The organism is Propionigenium maris DSM 9537, from assembly GCF_027925155.1.
Classification (GTDB): Bacteria; Fusobacteriota; Fusobacteriia; order Fusobacteriales; family Fusobacteriaceae; genus Propionigenium; species Propionigenium maris.
In genome coordinates this window covers 59,392-74,843 of record NZ_BSDY01000015.1, presented here as the reverse complement: position 1 = coordinate 74,843, position 15,452 = coordinate 59,392, and the positions used below count along the sequence as shown (strand labels likewise).

At 42.2% G+C, this 15,452-nt stretch carries 16 protein-coding genes; 13 read left to right on the top strand and 3 right to left on the bottom strand.

The annotated features are described in order from the left end of the window. Nucleotides 1–160 precede the first annotated feature (160 nt). Nucleotides 161–1,063 carry a DMT family transporter gene (locus QMG11_RS14180; RefSeq protein WP_281836847.1) on the bottom strand — a complete coding sequence of 301 codons (903 nt, stop codon included), beginning with the start codon at nucleotides 1,061–1,063 and terminating at the stop codon, nucleotides 161–163. A 151-nt stretch (nucleotides 1,064–1,214) separates the two neighbouring features. Here QMG11_RS14180 and QMG11_RS14175 point away from each other — a divergent pair, with 151 nt between their 5' ends. The 6 genes from QMG11_RS14175 to QMG11_RS14150 all read left to right on the top strand — a co-directional run bounded on the left by QMG11_RS14175 (nucleotide 1,215) and on the right by QMG11_RS14150 (nucleotide 6,426). After that, nucleotides 1,215–1,742: a GNAT family N-acetyltransferase gene (locus tag QMG11_RS14175; protein WP_281836845.1), complete on the top strand. Its 528-nt coding sequence runs from the start codon at nucleotides 1,215–1,217 to the stop codon at nucleotides 1,740–1,742. A 239-nt stretch (nucleotides 1,743–1,981) separates the two neighbouring features. Next, nucleotides 1,982–2,293, top strand: coding sequence for a hypothetical protein (locus QMG11_RS14170; RefSeq protein WP_281836843.1), 312 nt, complete (start codon nucleotides 1,982–1,984; stop codon nucleotides 2,291–2,293). Between the two features lie 443 nt (nucleotides 2,294–2,736). Next, nucleotides 2,737–3,687 carry an ABC transporter substrate-binding protein gene (locus tag QMG11_RS14165; RefSeq protein WP_281836841.1) on the top strand — a complete coding sequence of 317 codons (951 nt, stop codon included), beginning with the start codon at nucleotides 2,737–2,739 and terminating at the stop codon, nucleotides 3,685–3,687. A 173-nt stretch (nucleotides 3,688–3,860) separates the two neighbouring features. Then, nucleotides 3,861–4,778: an ABC transporter substrate-binding protein gene (locus QMG11_RS14160; RefSeq protein WP_281836856.1), complete on the top strand. Its 918-nt coding sequence runs from the start codon at nucleotides 3,861–3,863 to the stop codon at nucleotides 4,776–4,778. A 21-nt stretch (nucleotides 4,779–4,799) separates the two neighbouring features. Next, entirely contained in the window at nucleotides 4,800–5,720 is a 921-nt protein-coding gene (locus QMG11_RS14155) for an ABC transporter permease (RefSeq protein WP_281836840.1), read from the top strand. Further along, entirely contained in the window at nucleotides 5,638–6,426 is a 789-nt protein-coding gene (locus QMG11_RS14150; protein WP_281836838.1) for an ABC transporter ATP-binding protein, read from the top strand. The genes QMG11_RS14155 and QMG11_RS14150 overlap by 83 nt, the downstream gene beginning before the upstream one ends. Before the next feature lie 26 nt (nucleotides 6,427–6,452). Here the strand turns inward: QMG11_RS14150 and QMG11_RS14145 are convergent, their stop codons facing one another. Then, on the bottom strand, nucleotides 6,453–7,574 hold the full coding sequence (locus QMG11_RS14145) for a GGDEF domain-containing protein (RefSeq protein WP_281836837.1): 1,122 nt from the start codon (nucleotides 7,572–7,574) through the stop codon (nucleotides 6,453–6,455). Between the two features lie 453 nt (nucleotides 7,575–8,027). On the opposite strand from QMG11_RS14145, the gene QMG11_RS14140 reads away from it, so the two are divergent. Beyond that, nucleotides 8,028–9,500 carry a Na+/H+ antiporter NhaC family protein gene (locus tag QMG11_RS14140; protein WP_281836834.1) on the top strand — a complete coding sequence of 491 codons (1,473 nt, stop codon included), beginning with the start codon at nucleotides 8,028–8,030 and terminating at the stop codon, nucleotides 9,498–9,500. Nucleotides 9,501–9,586: 86 nt separating this feature from the next. Here the strand turns inward: QMG11_RS14140 and lipA are convergent, their stop codons facing one another. Continuing rightward, nucleotides 9,587–10,477, bottom strand: coding sequence for a lipoyl synthase (gene lipA / locus QMG11_RS14135; RefSeq protein WP_281836855.1), 891 nt, complete (start codon nucleotides 10,475–10,477; stop codon nucleotides 9,587–9,589). Between the two features lie 134 nt (nucleotides 10,478–10,611). On the opposite strand from lipA, the gene QMG11_RS14130 reads away from it, so the two are divergent. The 6 genes from QMG11_RS14130 (at nucleotide 10,612) to QMG11_RS14105 (ending at nucleotide 15,447) form a co-directional block, all read left to right on the top strand. Continuing rightward, on the top strand, nucleotides 10,612–11,022 hold the full coding sequence (locus QMG11_RS14130; RefSeq protein ID WP_281836833.1) for an SRA domain-containing endonuclease: 411 nt from the start codon (nucleotides 10,612–10,614) through the stop codon (nucleotides 11,020–11,022). Nucleotide 11,023: 1 nt separating this feature from the next. After that, entirely contained in the window at nucleotides 11,024–11,878 is an 855-nt protein-coding gene (locus QMG11_RS14125; protein WP_281836831.1) for a CE1 family esterase, read from the top strand. A 278-nt stretch (nucleotides 11,879–12,156) separates the two neighbouring features. Next, nucleotides 12,157–13,194, top strand: coding sequence for an anaerobic sulfite reductase subunit AsrA (asrA, locus tag QMG11_RS14120; RefSeq protein ID WP_281836830.1), 1,038 nt, complete (start codon nucleotides 12,157–12,159; stop codon nucleotides 13,192–13,194). Then, the gene (asrB, locus tag QMG11_RS14115) at nucleotides 13,194–14,012 is read left to right on the top strand and encodes an anaerobic sulfite reductase subunit AsrB (RefSeq protein WP_281836829.1); all 819 of its coding nucleotides are present in this window, start codon (nucleotides 13,194–13,196) and stop codon (nucleotides 14,010–14,012) included. Before asrA ends, asrB begins: the two co-directional genes overlap by 1 nt. Nucleotides 14,013–14,023: 11 nt before the next feature. Then, nucleotides 14,024–15,076, top strand: coding sequence for a sulfite reductase subunit C (gene asrC, locus QMG11_RS14110; protein WP_281836828.1), 1,053 nt, complete (start codon nucleotides 14,024–14,026; stop codon nucleotides 15,074–15,076). 2 nt (nucleotides 15,077–15,078) lie between these two features. Continuing rightward, the gene (locus tag QMG11_RS14105) at nucleotides 15,079–15,447 is read left to right on the top strand and encodes a sirohydrochlorin chelatase (RefSeq protein ID WP_281836827.1); all 369 of its coding nucleotides are present in this window, start codon (nucleotides 15,079–15,081) and stop codon (nucleotides 15,445–15,447) included. Nucleotides 15,448–15,452 lie beyond the last annotated feature (5 nt).

Genomic DNA, 15,452 nt, shown 5'->3' with positions numbered 1-15,452 from the left:
ATTACTGGTCATATCCTTTCGAGTAGAATTTTGTGTGGTAACTCAATTATTACTCTATATTGGATATGATTTTTAATTTTTTGTGAATTACTTTTGCAACACTCTATTTCCTTAATAATAAAAAAGGCTCCAGGAGGAAACTCCCGGAGTCTTTTTGTCTTTAAAGGTTATTAGCTGCCGAGGCAGAGACCCTGGCTCTCTTTTTCCTGGACCACTCTACACTTACAATGACTATTCCAAAGAAGATGAGAGTTCCCCCTCCAAGCATTGTATAGCTGAACTCCTCTCCCAGAAATAATACTCCGCAGAGGGCTGCCACAAAGATCCTGGCTTCGGAGATAAGACTTCCCTCTACAGCCTTTACATACTTAAAGCCATGGGTGAGGGTGTACTGGCCAAGGTAGGAGAAGGTCCCCATCCCCATAACATAGACCCACTCGGTAGGAGTAGGCATCTTAAAGGTGGATCCAAAGGGAATAAGGGTGATAGCTATACCTATGGACATGAGGTAGAAGAGGATCGTATTGGGAGTGTCGGTCTTTCTGGCTTCTCTCAGAGCTATTATTCCCAGCCCTGCAACTGTTCCCATTACTATTCCCAGAAGGTCCACTGCTTCAAAGGTTCCAAATCCCGCTCCAGAGATGAGAAGGATACCTCCAAAGGAAACAACTACCCCCACTATGTTCTTTACCGTCCATCTTTCATCCTTTAGAAAGATCGGTCCCAGTGCTGCTACAAATATAGGATAGGTAAGGTTGTAGATATTTGCCTTAGTTGTTGTGGAGTACTGTATAACTATGAAGAAGAGTAGTATTGCAAGGGAGGAAAGAGCGGCTCTGGAGAGGACAGCCTTCCTATTTACCATCCTGACCTCATACCCATTTTTCATCATCCCTATATTCACGAGGATAAATCCGATGAGAAACCTGAAGAAGGTTACCTGGGTTCCCGGGATACTCCCTCCTGCAGTAATAAACTTTACAAATATTGTCATCATATAGAAAAACATGGTTGATGCAAAAACCATTATATATCCCTTTTTACGATCAATTGAACTATTCATTTTGAAACTCCTTTTTTTAATTTTTAAGTGGTAATTATAATACTTTAGGCCAGAAAAGTCAATTTAATCAGTCTAGTTTTAAGGTAAGAAAAATAGGGGATTGACAGGATGGGAGGACGGGGGTAATAGAGTCTGTAAAAGGAGAAAAAATATGAAACCTATAATAGCTACAGAAAGAATGGATATATGTCTGGCTCAGAAGGGTGATATTCACCAAATAATAGTTCTTGAAGAGAGTAAGGAGAACAGGAGGTTTATCTGGCAGGGGTCCTATGAGGATCATCTGAAAGAGATAGAATGTGAGGATACCTACCTTCTTACTCTGAAGAAAAAAAGTTGTGAAGGGCTTTTGGGATTTGCCCTGTGTTCCCTAGATAAGAGATCAGATTCCTTTGAGCTGAGAAGGATCGCTGTATCTGAGAAGGGAAGAGGTTACGGCAGGGAAGCTATAAGGGGTATAATGGACTACTCCTTCAATACCCTTGAAAGCAACAGGTTCTGGCTGGATGTATATCCCCATAATGAGGTGGGAATTCATCTCTATAGGAGCCTGGGAATGACCCTGGAGGGGAGGTTGCGGCAATCCTGCAAGGGGGAAGAGGGTTATCTTGATCAGTTTATATTCTCCATACTGAGGGAGGAGTACCGTAAAGAAAAAATAAAAAAATCTTTAAAGTAAGGTGATCTTTAGTATGAACTGCATGTAAATTATCTTTTGTAAAATGTACTCTTTTTAAATCATTTTGATACTTAAATACAGGTGGTTTCCTTTATAAAAATGTTTTCTCTTTGCTTGGATACATCAAATCTGGTCATGAAAAGATGAAAGATAAGGAAACAATGCGCAAGGTGTCGTTTACTAAAAAGGAGTTAAGTGTTATTTATAATATTAATAAATAACACTATAAGGAGAAAATCATGGATAATAAAATTACTGATTTTAATGAAAAGTATAGAGAAGAGCTCGTTGAAAGTCTGAATCTTTTGACAAGATCTAAGAGATATACTCAAAATAATAGTTCTGTAGAGAACTTTGCTTTCTGTCTGGAAGAAATCTTCAATGTATTTGAGACAAGTGAATTCAATGAGTATATAAAAATTTTAAACAAAATTGAATTATCTAACCCCGATCTAATTAAAGAGTTAGAGGAATATTTAGTTAAGGAGATAAATCTTGCAGCCTTGCTTGGTTTTCACGCCGGGCGACTTCTGGCTAAAAACCCTGTTTAACCTTATGAATAGAGGTATTAGAGAATCTAATAAAAAAAGGGGTTCTTCTGTTTAAAAGATATTAATTTCAAATTGCAATAAAAAATAAAAGTTGACAATCTGTTCTTTATAATGTACTATCTTATCAAATAATTTTTATGGAGGTGACTATTGTGTCTAAGAGATTTACTTGGTGGTGGCAAAACTTATCTATTACCCAATTTAATAAACCATTATTAAGTAGATCAGGTTTTGACCAATAGTTTTTATAGATTTAATTGAGTTCCTTTTGTTTGTTCAGCCTGCTTTAGAGCAGGCTTTTTTATTTAAACAAAACGGGACCCTTGGGTTTATTAGGAGGCTGATTTATATCAGCCTCTTTTTTTATTACTAAGGATGCAACGTCACGTTGCTTTTTATTAACTGTAAATAGAGAAGATTAAGTATAAAGGGAGATGAGGATTATGAAGAAGATACTAGCAGGATTAATGGTGGCAGCAGCACTTACCGGATGTGCAAGTAAGGAGGAGAAGCCCTTAGATAGCACAGAGAACAAGATAAAGATAGGAGTTACCCAGATAGTGGAGCACCCGTCCCTGGATCAGATAAGGCAGGGAGTAGAGGATGCAGTGAGGGAGAGTCAGTTTGGCGAGAGGGTAGTCTTTGATTTTCAGAATGCCCAGGGGGATTTTGTTACAGCCCAGAGTATAGCAGAGCAGTTTGACAGGACAACAGATATGATGGTGGCCATTACCACTCCAAGTGCTCAGGCAGCACAGAATAAGATATCGGATAAGCCTGTGTTCTTTACTGGAGTAACCAACCCAGCAGGGGCAGGTTTAGGAGCTGAAAATGTTACTGGTATAAGCGATATGTCCCCTGTGGAGGATCAGGTTAAGCTCATAGTTGACCTTCTTCCAGAGGCTCGTAGAGTTGGGACAGTATATAATACCGGTGAGGCCAACTCGGTATTCCTTACAGAGGAGTTCACCAAGGCTGCCAATGAGTACGGGCTTGAGGTAGTGGCAAGGGGAGTAACCAATGTAAATGAAGTGGCAACAGCTATGGATACCTTTAAGGGGAACGTAGATGTTATCTATACCACTAAGGACAATACAGTGGCATCAGCCTACTCCCTTATAGTAAGCAAGGCCGATGAAGGAAAGATACCGGTAATTGGGGCCACAAGGGACTTTACAGAGATGGGTGCCCTTGCATCTGCCGGAACTTCCGAGTATGATGCAGGATACCAGACTGGTCAGATGATCGTAAGATACCTGGCAGGAGAGGAGATGACCAACCTTCCAATAGAAAATGTGGAGAATATAGAGGTAACATTTAACGCTGAAAAGGCCAAGATCTACAGTGTAAACACTGAAGATATGGAAAAAAATGGTGTAGAAATCATAAAGTAGTATGAACACACCGAACAAGAAATATTTCTCAGTTCATCGATGAAGCTATGGTTTTCAAGGGGTCGTAAAAAAAGAGTGGAACAAAAGAATAAAATTATTGTTATCTACAAGGGTCAAAATAAACGTGGTATCATCTTTCTATAATATAAAAGATTAGAGGAGAGATGATTATGATGAAGAAGATGTTTGTTATATTGATGGGAATACTGATGATGGCCTGCGGTAAGGAAGATGAAACTATAAAGGTAGGTGTGAGTCAGATAATAGAGCACCCGGCTCTGGACAATACAGTGGTTGGATTTAAGAAAGCCCTGGCAGATGGAGGCTACGGGGATATTCAGATAGAGGTGCAGAATGCCCAGGGGGACTTTGCCACAGCTCAGACAATAGGAGCTGCCTATGCAAGGGATAAGGATATGATTCTGGCTGTATCTACTCCAAGTGCCCAGGCAGCATACAACGCAACAAAGGATAAGCCGATACTTATTACAGCAGTTACCGATCCTGTGAGTGCAGGACTTGTGGGAGACAATATAAGCGGAACCTCCGATGCATCTCCAGTGGACAGACAGATGGAGCTTATCAGGAACCTTCTTCCAAATGCCAAGAGAGTAGGGGTTGTGTACAACACAAGTGAGCAGAACTCCCAGATACTTGTTGATCAGATGAGGGTAGAGGCTGAAAAGATAGGGTTAGAGGTAGTTGAAAGCGGAGTAACAAGTATAAATGAGATTGCCCTGGCTCTAGATAACCTGTTAGGACAGGTGGATGTACTCTACACACCTACAGACAACCTGGTGGTATCATCAACACCCCTTGTTCTTGAGAAGGCAGGGGAGAGAAGGGTTCCTGTAGTGGGGTCTATAGAGGAGCAGGTAGCCCAGGGGGCCTTAGCTACAGAGACCATCGACTATGAGAAGCTGGGATACCAGACTGGAGAGATGGCAGTGAGGATCCTAAAGGGCGAGGATATAAAGGATATGCCAGTGGAAACACTGAAGGACACAAAGCTTATTATAAACAGGGAAACAGCTGAGAGATATGGCATCGATCTGACAGATGAATCGGTGAGGGAAGCAACTATAATTTAGGAGAAAGATAGAGGTATTAATATGCTTATAGGAACTATAGAACAAGGACTGATATTTGCCATAATGGCACTGGGATTATACATCTCATATAAAATTCTGGATTTCCCAGATCTTACTGTGGACGGGAGCTTTCCCATGGGAGCAGCTATAGCAGCTGCCCTTATAGTAAAGGGAGTTCATCCCCTGCCGGCTCTGCTGGCATCCTTTGCAGGGGGCGCCCTTGCAGGATTTATAACTGGCTTCATCCATGTAAGGTATAAGATAACCAACCTTCTGGCGGGAATAATTGTTATGACTGGTCTGTACAGTATAAACCTTAGGATAATGGGAAGATCAAATATTCCACTCTTTGGAGTGGATCACCTGTTTTCAGGAAGAAATGCAATTACAGTTATCCTCATACTTATAGTAATATGTAAGCTGGTTATAGATTTTCTTATGAGAACCAAGTTTGGATTTGCTCTGAGAGCCCTGGGGGACAATGAGACTCTGGTTATCTCTCTGGGACTAAATGAGAAGACACTTAAGATACAGGGCCTTATGCTGGCCAATGGACTGGTTGCCCTCTCTGGAGGGATCCTGGCTCAGTACCAGGGGTTTGCCGATGTGGGAATGGGTACAGGAACGATAGTAACCGGACTGGCTTCTATTATAATAGGCGAGAGCGTATTAAAGAGGGGAAGAATGCTGAACCTTACCACCATTGTAATAGCCGGTTCCATCATATACAGACTGATAATCAGTGGAGCTCTGCAGATTGGATTCAACGCAAGCGACCTGAAGCTTATAACAGCAGTGCTTACTGTGGGAATTATGTCCCTGAAGGGGAAGAAGATGATTAAAAACGGAGGAATGAAAGATGTTAAAGATAGAGGGATTAAGAAAATCCTTTCACTCGGAACTGGGAAGTGTAAAGGAAGTGTTCAAGGGGCTGGACTTTAGGCTCCAGGAAGATGATTTTGTTTCCATAATAGGTAGTAACGGAGCGGGGAAATCTACCCTTCTCAACACAATTATGGGAAATATCACTCCAGATGAAGGAAGGATCATAGTGGACGGGAGGGATATAACAGGGATGGAGAAACACAAGAGAAATGCCTTTATCTCAAAGGTATATCAGAATCCAAGCCTTGGGACCTCACCATCTATGACGGTATTTGAAAACCTTTCCATGGCAGATAACAAGGGGAAGAAGTTTGGTCTCACCCTGGGACTGAATAAGAAGAGGAGGGAGCACTACAGAGCTCTTCTTTCCCAGTTAAACCTGGGAATAGAGGACCAGATGGACACAGAGGTCGGACTACTCTCTGGAGGACAGAGACAGTCCCTGGCTCTCATCATGGCTACCTTAAACAAACCAGAGGTTCTTCTCCTGGATGAGCATACAGCGGCTCTGGATCCGAAGACATCTGAGATAATTATGGAAAAGACCAGAGAGGTAGTAGAGGGGAGCAGGATACCAACCCTTATGATCACCCACAACCTCAGCGATGCAATAAAGTATGGTAACAGGCTTATCATGCTCCACCAGGGAAGGGTAGTATTGGATATCAGGGGAGAGAAGAAGAAGGCCCTTACCCCGGAAAAACTTCTGGAGGAGTTTCATAAAAATCAGGCGGAGATAAAGGACAATGAGCTTTTCTCCTAGAGGAAATATATAAAAGCAGGTAGAATCTACTTTCTAACTGCTTTCTTTTTTTGCTTCTCCTCATACATTCTTTTGTCACTTTCCTTTATTATCCTGTCTATATCATTTATATCGGTGCTTTCCACCAGGATAAATCCCATGGAGAACTCGATATTGCTTCTATATGCCTCCCTTCTGAGTCTCTCCTCTATTAACTGGATATTGGAGCTCTCTGCCACCTCACCTACCACAAGGAACTCATCTCCTCCCAGCCTGAGGATGAGGTCCTCATGCCTGAATACCTTCTTCAAGATCCTGGCAAATCCCAAGATATACCTGTCTCCCTCCTTGTGCCCCCTGGTGTCATTTATTACCTTTAAGCCGTCCAGGTCAAAGTAGAGGAAGGCCCACAGGGCTGGATCCACAGCTTTTATTCTCTCATCTATTGTATCCAGAGCCTTTCTCGTATAGAGGCCTGTGAGGTGATCTGTCATTCCCTCCTTTATAATTGCAGCTCTTACTGCCTTGTTCTTCTGATATATGGAAAAGACCATTAGGAGGGTTCCCAATAGGATCAGAGAGTTGATAAAGAAGATTGTAAACATCTCTCTCATAAACCACCTTTTATACTGATCATAGTCATACTCTGCACCAATTAAGATAATGTTCCCACCCTGAGTCTCATAGGGAGAGACAAGGGCTCTGTACTTTCCAAACTCATCCCGATAGATTCCAGAGAACTCATCTCCTCCCTCCTCTATCATCCTTCTCTTAATATCATAGATGGTATCCTCCTGGGGACTGACCTTATAGAGGTAGTACTGGGCAAACTCTCCCCTGTCGATTATCTCAAGGGGAATTCCTCCAAAGGCATACTTCATCCCCTGGGGAGTATCCACGATGGTGTAGCAGAACTTCAGTTTTTCAGAGTGGGCATAGAGGGAGAGCTGCCGAAAGATCCTTTCTACCTGCTCCATATCAATCTCCTCACCTCTAGAGAGTTTGTCGTGGAGATCATGGGGAAGGATCATCTCCATGAAGGTTATCACCTTTCTAAGCTGGGCATTCAGGTGTTTCTTCTGATTTCTCACGCTGATACCCATGAAAACTATATTGAAGATTAGAAGTGCCAGGAGCACCAGTTTTAATTCGCTCTTATATTCCTTCATCTCATCACCAGATCTTTAATATAAAAATAGTAGTTTTTTTATCCCTTTATACTCTTTATTCGGAGGAAGTTGAAAACTCCTCCTCAATACCTATTCATTAAGGTGGGAGGATGCTAAAAAATAGAATTGATTTAAACCATATGCATAATATTCTTTATATATAATTTTGTTTCAAAATTAAGTCTTTTTTAAGAAATTTTCATTATTAATCAATTTAGTACGAAACCGTTACCAACTCCGGTTTTGTTCGGAAATAGCGTCATTTAAACACAAAACAACCAATAAATACCAAAAATAAAAATTTGACTCTTATGCACTTTAGGGAGTATATTCATACAAAATAAAGATTTCTTAAATGGTGAGTGAAATTTTTATTAACGTTGTATATGGTTTATATTAATAACACAGCAAGCACAAAAAAAGACTACTTATTTTTTTAGGAGGTATTACTTTATGAATTTCAATGCTCTACTGAAAATTTCACCCGTATTTGTAATGGCTGGAATGATGATCTCAGGTTTTGACGTACTTATCGCTGCTCCCGTATCTACCATCTTTGCCGCTGTTGTAGCTGCATATACGGAAAAACTTTCCTTCAAGGAGATTCTGGATTCTGGTGTTAACAATGTTAAGGAGATGCAGATTGTATTCTTCATACTGATGGCTGCCTATGCCATGGCTGAAACGTTTATGGCTACAGGGGTTGGGGCATCTATTATCAACCTGTCTCTTTCCCTTGGAATTACAGCTAAGTCGGTAGCTGTTGTGGCACTGATGGTTTCATCCATCCTGTCCATAGCCACTGGAACGAGCTGGGGAACTTTTGCAGCATCTGCACCTATCTTTTTATGGCTAAATCATATCCTGGGAGGAAATGTACTCCTTACTCTGGCTGCCATTGCAGGGGGATCATGCTTCGGTGATAATATAGGACTTATATCAGACACTACAGTGGTAAGTTCTGGTATCCAGGGAGTAGAGGTTATTAAAAGAATAAGACACCAGGGGGTGTGGTCAGCACTGGTACTAGTAGTTTCAGCTATTACCTTCTACCTGGTAGCTATGTTTATGGGACTTCCTTCGGGATCTATAGAGGCTTCAACTGCGATATCTCAGATACCAGCAGAGGTATGGGAGGCACTGGCAAATGAAAGAGCATCTGCAGTTACCCTTCTTGAGCAGGTACAGAGCGGGGTTCCTATCTATATGACAGTACCTCTTATTATAGTACTTATCCTAGCAGTAAAGGGTATTCCTACCCTGGGATGTCTCTTTGCAGGAATTACTACAGCTTTCCTCTTTGGAAGAATGGCTGGTACTGTAGCTGGAACTAGAGAGTTCTTAGACCTTATCTACACTGGTTTCGAAGATGCAGGTTCATGGGTTATTATAATGATGATGTGGGTTGCTGCCTTTGGTGGTATCATGAAGAGAATAGATGCCTTCAGACCTCTTTCCAACCTGGTAGTTGCTATCTCCAGAAACGTGAGACAGTTAATGTTCTACAATGGTGTTCTTTCTATACTTGGAAATGCCGCTCTTTCAGATGAGATGGCACAGATCGTTACTGTGGGACCTATCATCAGAGAGTTAGTTGAGAAGAACGTAGACGGATCTCCAGAAGCTATTGAAAAGCTAAGACTTAGAAATGCTACATTCAGTGATGCCCTTGGAGTATTTGGTTCTCAGCTTGTTCCTTGGCATGTATATGTTGGATTCTTCATCGGTATAGCCAATGCTGTATATCCACTACATCATTTTGTAGCAATGGACATGATTAGATTTAATATAATGGCTGTTATAGCAGTGTTCAGTATCCTCTTCCTGACTCTTACAGGAATGGATAGGTTTATACCGCTATTTGCCCTCCCATCGGATTCAGAGGTTACTCTGAAAAAGCACAAAGCAAGGGAAGTTACAGTGTAAAAAGCAACCCTCTTCAGATTATCTGAAGAGGGTTTTTTATTGTATGAAAAGAGAGCCTGACTTTTTAGAAAGTCAGGCTCTAATATCTAATCCTTTGAACTATATAGCTCCCAGGCATTGTAGGAACTCCTTACAAGAGGCCCAGAAGCTACCCCTTGAAACCCCATCTCAAGGGCCCTCTCCCTGTACCAGGAAAACTCCTCAGGACTGATATACCTCTCCATGGGAGTGTGCTCCCTGGATGGCCTTAGGTACTGGCCAACTGTAAGAAGGTCGCAGCCATGTTCCCTGAGATCCTTAAATACCTCTAAGACCTCCTCCTGAGTCTCCCCCAGTCCAAGCATTATTCCCGACTTTGTTTTTATCTTGGGATTCATCTCCTTGATACTCCTTATGACCTCCAGGCTTCTCCTGTAGTCAGCATCTGGCCGGACGGTGGAATAGAGCCTGGGAACAGTTTCTATATTGTGGTTGAGTACCTCGGGAGCAGCATGGGCTATCCTCTCTATGGCAACTTTACTTCCTCTGAGATCTGATATAAGTATCTCCACCCTGACATCTGGGGTAGTTCTCCTTATCTCCTCTACCACCCTTCCAAAGTGATCTGCCCCCCCGTCATCCAGGTCATCCCTCGTTACCGAGGTAACCACCACATACTTCAGCCCCAACCTCTCCACAGCCATGGCTATATTTACAGGTTCCTCCCTGTTAAGCAGTTCAGGCTTACCTCCCCTTACATTGCAGAAGGTGCATCCCCTGGTACATATACTTCCCATTATCATAAAGGTGGCTGTTTTCTTGGAGTAGCACTCACACCTGTTGGGGCACCTTGCCTCCCTGCACACTGTATTGAGGTTCAGGGTGTCCAGAAGCTCCTCCACCTCCCTTACCTTATTATTGGTCTGTATCTTTATCCTCAGCCACTCTGGCTTCCTCTCATTGTGTTCCATATCTTCCTCCTTAGCTGTATGATTAATCTGCTACTCTATCTATACCCCAAAAAGGACCATTCCCTTTTTTACAAGCCTCTCCCCATAGGAGAGGGTGTTGAAATAATTCCATTTCTGTGTTAACCTTTAACTGAAAAAGTTAGTAGATTTAGGAGGAGATTATGGATTACAGAGACCTTAATATAGGAGATAAGATAGGGAATAAGGATATTGCAGAGTTATTTCTCTGCAGCAACCAGGGGGGAGTAAGAAAGAGTAAGAAGACCAATACTATAGTTCTTATAGCTAAGTTTGACAACTGCTCATACAAGCACAGAAAAGAGGGAGATACCCTCTACTTTACAGGTATGGGAAAGAAGGGAAACCAGGAGATGAAGAGGCAGAACAAGTCTATCCTCAATGCAGCTGATGAGGGATTCGCCCTGCACCTCTTTGAGGTATATGAGGAGGGGACCTATGAGTACGCTGGTGAGGTGGAGCTTGCAGATATACCTCTAGTAGAGGAGCAGGCCGATGACACAGGAGCTATGAGAGATGTGTTTATGTTCCCACTGAAGAAAAGGAATAAGTAGCATGGGGAGGATAGTTGTTCCCCAGATGGTGAGTCATCTGGAGGGAGTTGTTTTTAGGAAGGGAACCATGAAGAAGATCCTTCATATAGATGGAGTGGAGAGAAGATTTTCCTACTTTATCCCAGAGGGGTTAAAGCCCGGAGCCAGAATTATCTTTCTTGCCCACGGTTCCCACTGCAATGGGGATATAATGAGGGCAGCCACAGCCTATGAGTTTGAGGAGATGTCCCAGAAGGAAAATCTTATAGTTGTATATCCAGATTCCTTTGGACCCTACTGGAATGACGGGAGGCTGGGAAGGCTCCATCCGGCAAGGGAAGCTGATATAGATGAGGAGAAGTTTTACAGGAAGATAGTCCACTACCTTGTTTCTGTATATGGAGGAGATGAGAAGCAGGTATTCTTTGGAGGTTTCTCCAACGGGGGAGCCCTGGGATTTAAGTTTACCCAGAGCGGTATCTTTAAAAAAATAGCTCTCTGGTGTATCAACCTTCCCAGTGAGGAGAACAGGGATTACTCCCTTGAAAAGGCTACCCCTGTGATTATAATCAACAATGTAGAGGACAGGATGGTCCCCTTTCAAGGGGGAGATCTTATGGGATCCGACGGCAGGAGTAGGGGAAGATTTGATTCCACCTATGAATCCTTTCTTAAGATCTCCAGGGAGGAGACCCTTCCGGAACCTTTGGACCACAGGCTCTACAGGGAGTACAGGGTTAGGGAAAATATCCTAATAGAGGTGTTTGAGGGAGGACATGTAATCCCCCATCCAAATACTTCGTGGCCCCTCCTTCTAGGAAGGGGAGCTCCCTTTGACTCCGTTAAGATGGTGCTGAGGTTTTTTAAGGGGAAGTAGATATTCTATAGATAGTAGTTTTAGAGGGAACAGAGATGTTCCTTCTTTTTTTATTGTTAGGAAAAGTATATAATTATAGATTAATTTCATTATGATAGATTATTACAAAAGGTTAAGAAGGGTGGAACCTCACGCTTTATTATTGACTTTTTCAAGAATATTTTAAGTTTGTATAGGTAAAAACCTATTCTTTGTATTGAATATTAGTATTGTTAATTCCCTTTAAGGCTATGTTAATATCTTAACTAAGATAGAAACAGTTAAAAAAGGAGGAATTTATGGCAGTGAAAATGAGTAGAAAAAGTTTTGATGAAGCCTTTGAAAGGTTAAAGGAAACTTATGTAATCTATGCTCCAAAAAGATTTCCCAAGGAGGGAAGGTATGTAGACACAGATGTTGTCAGATACGGAGTGGTGGAGAGAGGAAAGGAGATAGTCTATGATGCAAAATCGGACTATCCTGCCAAGGAGGTTATAGGTCCTATTACTGAAACCCTATTCTACTTCACCGACGATGAGTACAGGGAGAGAAAGACAGATAGCAAGCCCGTCCTTATATTTGCAAGAGCCTGTGATATAAATGCCTTTAAGAGACAGGATAGGATCTACCTTGAGAATGGAGGCTTTGAAGATTCCTACTACAGGAAGATGAGAGACAGAATCTCCTTTGCCCTTATGGAATGCCCAGATAAAGGGTGGGATACATGTTTCTGTGCCTCTATGAAGGGGAATATTGTTGAGGATAAAGACTATATCTTTGGATTACAGCTAGAGCCTGAGACAGTAAAAGTGGATATAAAAAAGGGTAGTTTAGAGGAGGTATTTAAAGGGGAAGAGATGGAGTATTCAGTACCACTAGTTACGGAAAATAGCAGAAAAGTTGAGCTTCCTGTTATTCCTAATAAGGATATTCAGCAGCAGGTAAAGAACCTTGACTTGTGGAAAGAATACGATAAGAGATGTCTTATGTGTGGTAGCTGCACCATAGCCTGCTCCACCTGTACATGCTATACATCCTATGATATGCACTATACTCCAGACAGCAATGCCGGGGAAAGGAGAAGGATAAGTGCTTCCTGTCATATAGATGGTTACACCGATATGGCTGGTGGACATACCTTCAGAAGCACAGCCGGAGAGAGAATGAGGTTTAAGACTATGCACAAGGTCCATGACTTCAAGAAGAGATTTGGGGGAGAGCATATGTGTGTGGGATGCGGAAGATGCGATGACAGATGTCCGGTATTTATATCCTTCTCTACCCTTATAAATAAACTTACCCATGAAACTGAGAAACTAACAGGAGGTAGCAAGTAATGGAAAATCCAATTATGCCGAAACCATATAAGATATTAGATATAAAGAAAGTTACTAATATAGAGTGGCTTTTTAAGGTGGAGTTTGACAGGGTAGATGAGTTAAACTACGGGCAGTTTATTCAGATCTCCATTCCTAAAGTGGGGGAAGCTCCCATCTCTGTTACAGAGTTCAATGTGGAGGAGGGGTGGATAGAATTTCTAATAAGAAAGGTAGGATTGGTTACCAATGTACTCTTTGAGTTAAAGCCCGGGGATGAGATGTTTTTAAGGGGGCCCTATGGGAACGGCTTCCCCTTTGATGAAAACTATAGGGGAAAACATCTGATAGTTGTGGCCGGAGGATCTGGCTGTGGTCCGGTAAGGTCTATGATAAATGCTGTGCATAAGAAGTTTGCCTCCACTGAAAATATGGAGCTCATCCTTGGGTTTAAAAATGAGGAGTGTATCCTCTTTGAGGAGGAGATATCCCAGTGGAGAAGGGATCACCATGTTATTACCACTGTAGATGAAATCTGCCAGGATGGCAACTGCAGCCTAGGATTATCAAAAGGGCTGGTTACAGAGCACTTTAATAAGTTAAACCTTTCTGACATTCCAAATACAGAGATTGTAATTGTAGGGCCTCCAAAGATGATGGAGTTTGGAGCCAAGGAGTTTGTTAAGATGGGGGTTCCAGAAGAGAAGATCTGGCTTTCCTTTGAGAGGAAGATGTCCTGTGCAGTAGGAAAATGCGGACACTGCAGGGTAGATGAAACCTATGTATGTCTTGAGGGACCTGTATTTAACTATACTGAAGGAAAATATCTAATTGATTAGGAGGGAAGAGAATGAATCACGATATAAATATAACTAAACTAAAATTAAACTGTTTTCGTCAGTCAAAGGTTCCCGGGGAGTTTATGCTTCAGATGAGGGTTCCGGGAGGACTTATTGATGCCAAGTATCTTTCTGTGGTACAGCATATAGCTATGACCTGGGGGAACGGGACCTTTCACCCTGGTATGAGACAGACTCTAAATATGCCGGGGATAAAGTATGAGAATATAGAGGCTGTAAATGCATATCTGGAAGATTACATCAGGGAGGTAGAGGTAGAGGCCTGTAGTGTTGATATGGAGGTAGATTCATCTGGCTACCCTACAATCGGAGCCAGAAATATTATGGCCTGCATCGGGGGAGCCCACTGTATCAAGGGAAACTACAATACCCACGAACTTGCAAAGAAGCTGGAAAAGGAGATCTTTCCAAGCCACTATCACATAAAGATGTCTCTGGCTGGATGCCCCAACGACTGTGCTAAGGGTCACTTCAATGACTTTGGAATAATCGGTGTAACCAAGCCCATCTTCCACAAGGAGAGGTGTATTGGATGCGGGAGGTGTGTAAAGGTCTGTAAGAGCCATGCCACAAGGGTTCTAAGCGGAGATAACCACAAGGCTGTGAAGGACAGCTGCTGTTGTGTGGGATGCGGAGAGTGTATCGAAGCCTGTCCAACTTCTGCATGGGTAAGACCTGAGAAGAAGTTATATAGAGTCATAGTAGGAGGAAGGACTGGAAAGCAGTATCCCAGAATGGGAAAGATGTTTTTAAACTGGGTAACTGAAGAGGTGGTTCTAGGAGTAATCAAAAACTGGCAGGCCTTCTCAGCCAATGTACTGGAGAATAAGCCTCAGTATATTCACGGGGGACACCTTATAGACAGGGCTGGTTACAACAAGTTTAAGGATATGCTTTTAGATGGTGTAAAGTTAAACCCAGAAGCTGAAGTTGCCCAGAGGATACTCTGGAGCGAGACCGAGTACAGGGCAAATATAAATGTTAAAAGCATAGAGGATCATCCAAGTCAGGGGAATCCCTATAGCTGTAGCATAGGTAAGTAGACATGAAGAGTATTATTATAGTTGGTCACGGGAGCAGGGTAGAGGAGAACAATGAACTCTTTAAAAACCTTGTAGAGGTACTGAGAGAGAGGTCGGATCTCTCCATAGATGAGGCCTTTCTCACCTTTGGAACTCCCCTATTGGAGGAAAAGCTTGTAGAGGTTTATGAAGAGGGAATAAAAGAAACAGTTATTATTCCCTACCTCCTCTATGGGGGAAAGCATGTAGAGGTTCATATCCCTGAGATAATAGAGAGAACTACTAAGAGGTACAGCGATTTTAAAATACACCTTGACTCTATTTTGGGGCTGGAGCCCCTCATCGTGGATATTCTCACCTCAAAGATAGAAAAATATACTACTGAAAATTAAAAAGA

Bases quoted from the DNA above. Each gene is read 5' to 3' on its own strand.
- asrC (WP_281836828.1), top strand. From the start codon at position 14,024: ATGAATCACGATATAAATATAACTAAACTAAAATTAAACTGTTTTCGT.
- QMG11_RS14155 (WP_281836840.1), top strand. From the start codon at position 4,800: ATGCTTATAGGAACTATAGAACAAGGACTGATATTTGCCATAATGGCA.
- QMG11_RS14125 (WP_281836831.1), top strand. From the start codon at position 11,024: ATGGGGAGGATAGTTGTTCCCCAGATGGTGAGTCATCTGGAGGGAGTT.
- QMG11_RS14180 (WP_281836847.1), bottom strand. From the start codon at position 1,063: ATGAATAGTTCAATTGATCGTAAAAAGGGATATATAATGGTTTTTGCA.
- QMG11_RS14160 (WP_281836856.1), top strand. From the start codon at position 3,861: ATGAAGAAGATGTTTGTTATATTGATGGGAATACTGATGATGGCCTGC.
- asrA (WP_281836830.1), top strand. From the start codon at position 12,157: ATGGCAGTGAAAATGAGTAGAAAAAGTTTTGATGAAGCCTTTGAAAGG.
- QMG11_RS14145 (WP_281836837.1), bottom strand. From the start codon at position 7,574: ATGAAGGAATATAAGAGCGAATTAAAACTGGTGCTCCTGGCACTTCTA.
- asrB (WP_281836829.1), top strand. From the start codon at position 13,194: ATGGAAAATCCAATTATGCCGAAACCATATAAGATATTAGATATAAAG.
- QMG11_RS14140 (WP_281836834.1), top strand. From the start codon at position 8,028: ATGAATTTCAATGCTCTACTGAAAATTTCACCCGTATTTGTAATGGCT.
- QMG11_RS14130 (WP_281836833.1), top strand. From the start codon at position 10,612: ATGGATTACAGAGACCTTAATATAGGAGATAAGATAGGGAATAAGGAT.
- QMG11_RS14175 (WP_281836845.1), top strand. From the start codon at position 1,215: ATGAAACCTATAATAGCTACAGAAAGAATGGATATATGTCTGGCTCAG.
- QMG11_RS14165 (WP_281836841.1), top strand. From the start codon at position 2,737: ATGAAGAAGATACTAGCAGGATTAATGGTGGCAGCAGCACTTACCGGA.
- QMG11_RS14105 (WP_281836827.1), top strand. From the start codon at position 15,079: ATGAAGAGTATTATTATAGTTGGTCACGGGAGCAGGGTAGAGGAGAAC.
- QMG11_RS14150 (WP_281836838.1), top strand. From the start codon at position 5,638: ATGTTAAAGATAGAGGGATTAAGAAAATCCTTTCACTCGGAACTGGGA.
- QMG11_RS14170 (WP_281836843.1), top strand. From the start codon at position 1,982: ATGGATAATAAAATTACTGATTTTAATGAAAAGTATAGAGAAGAGCTC.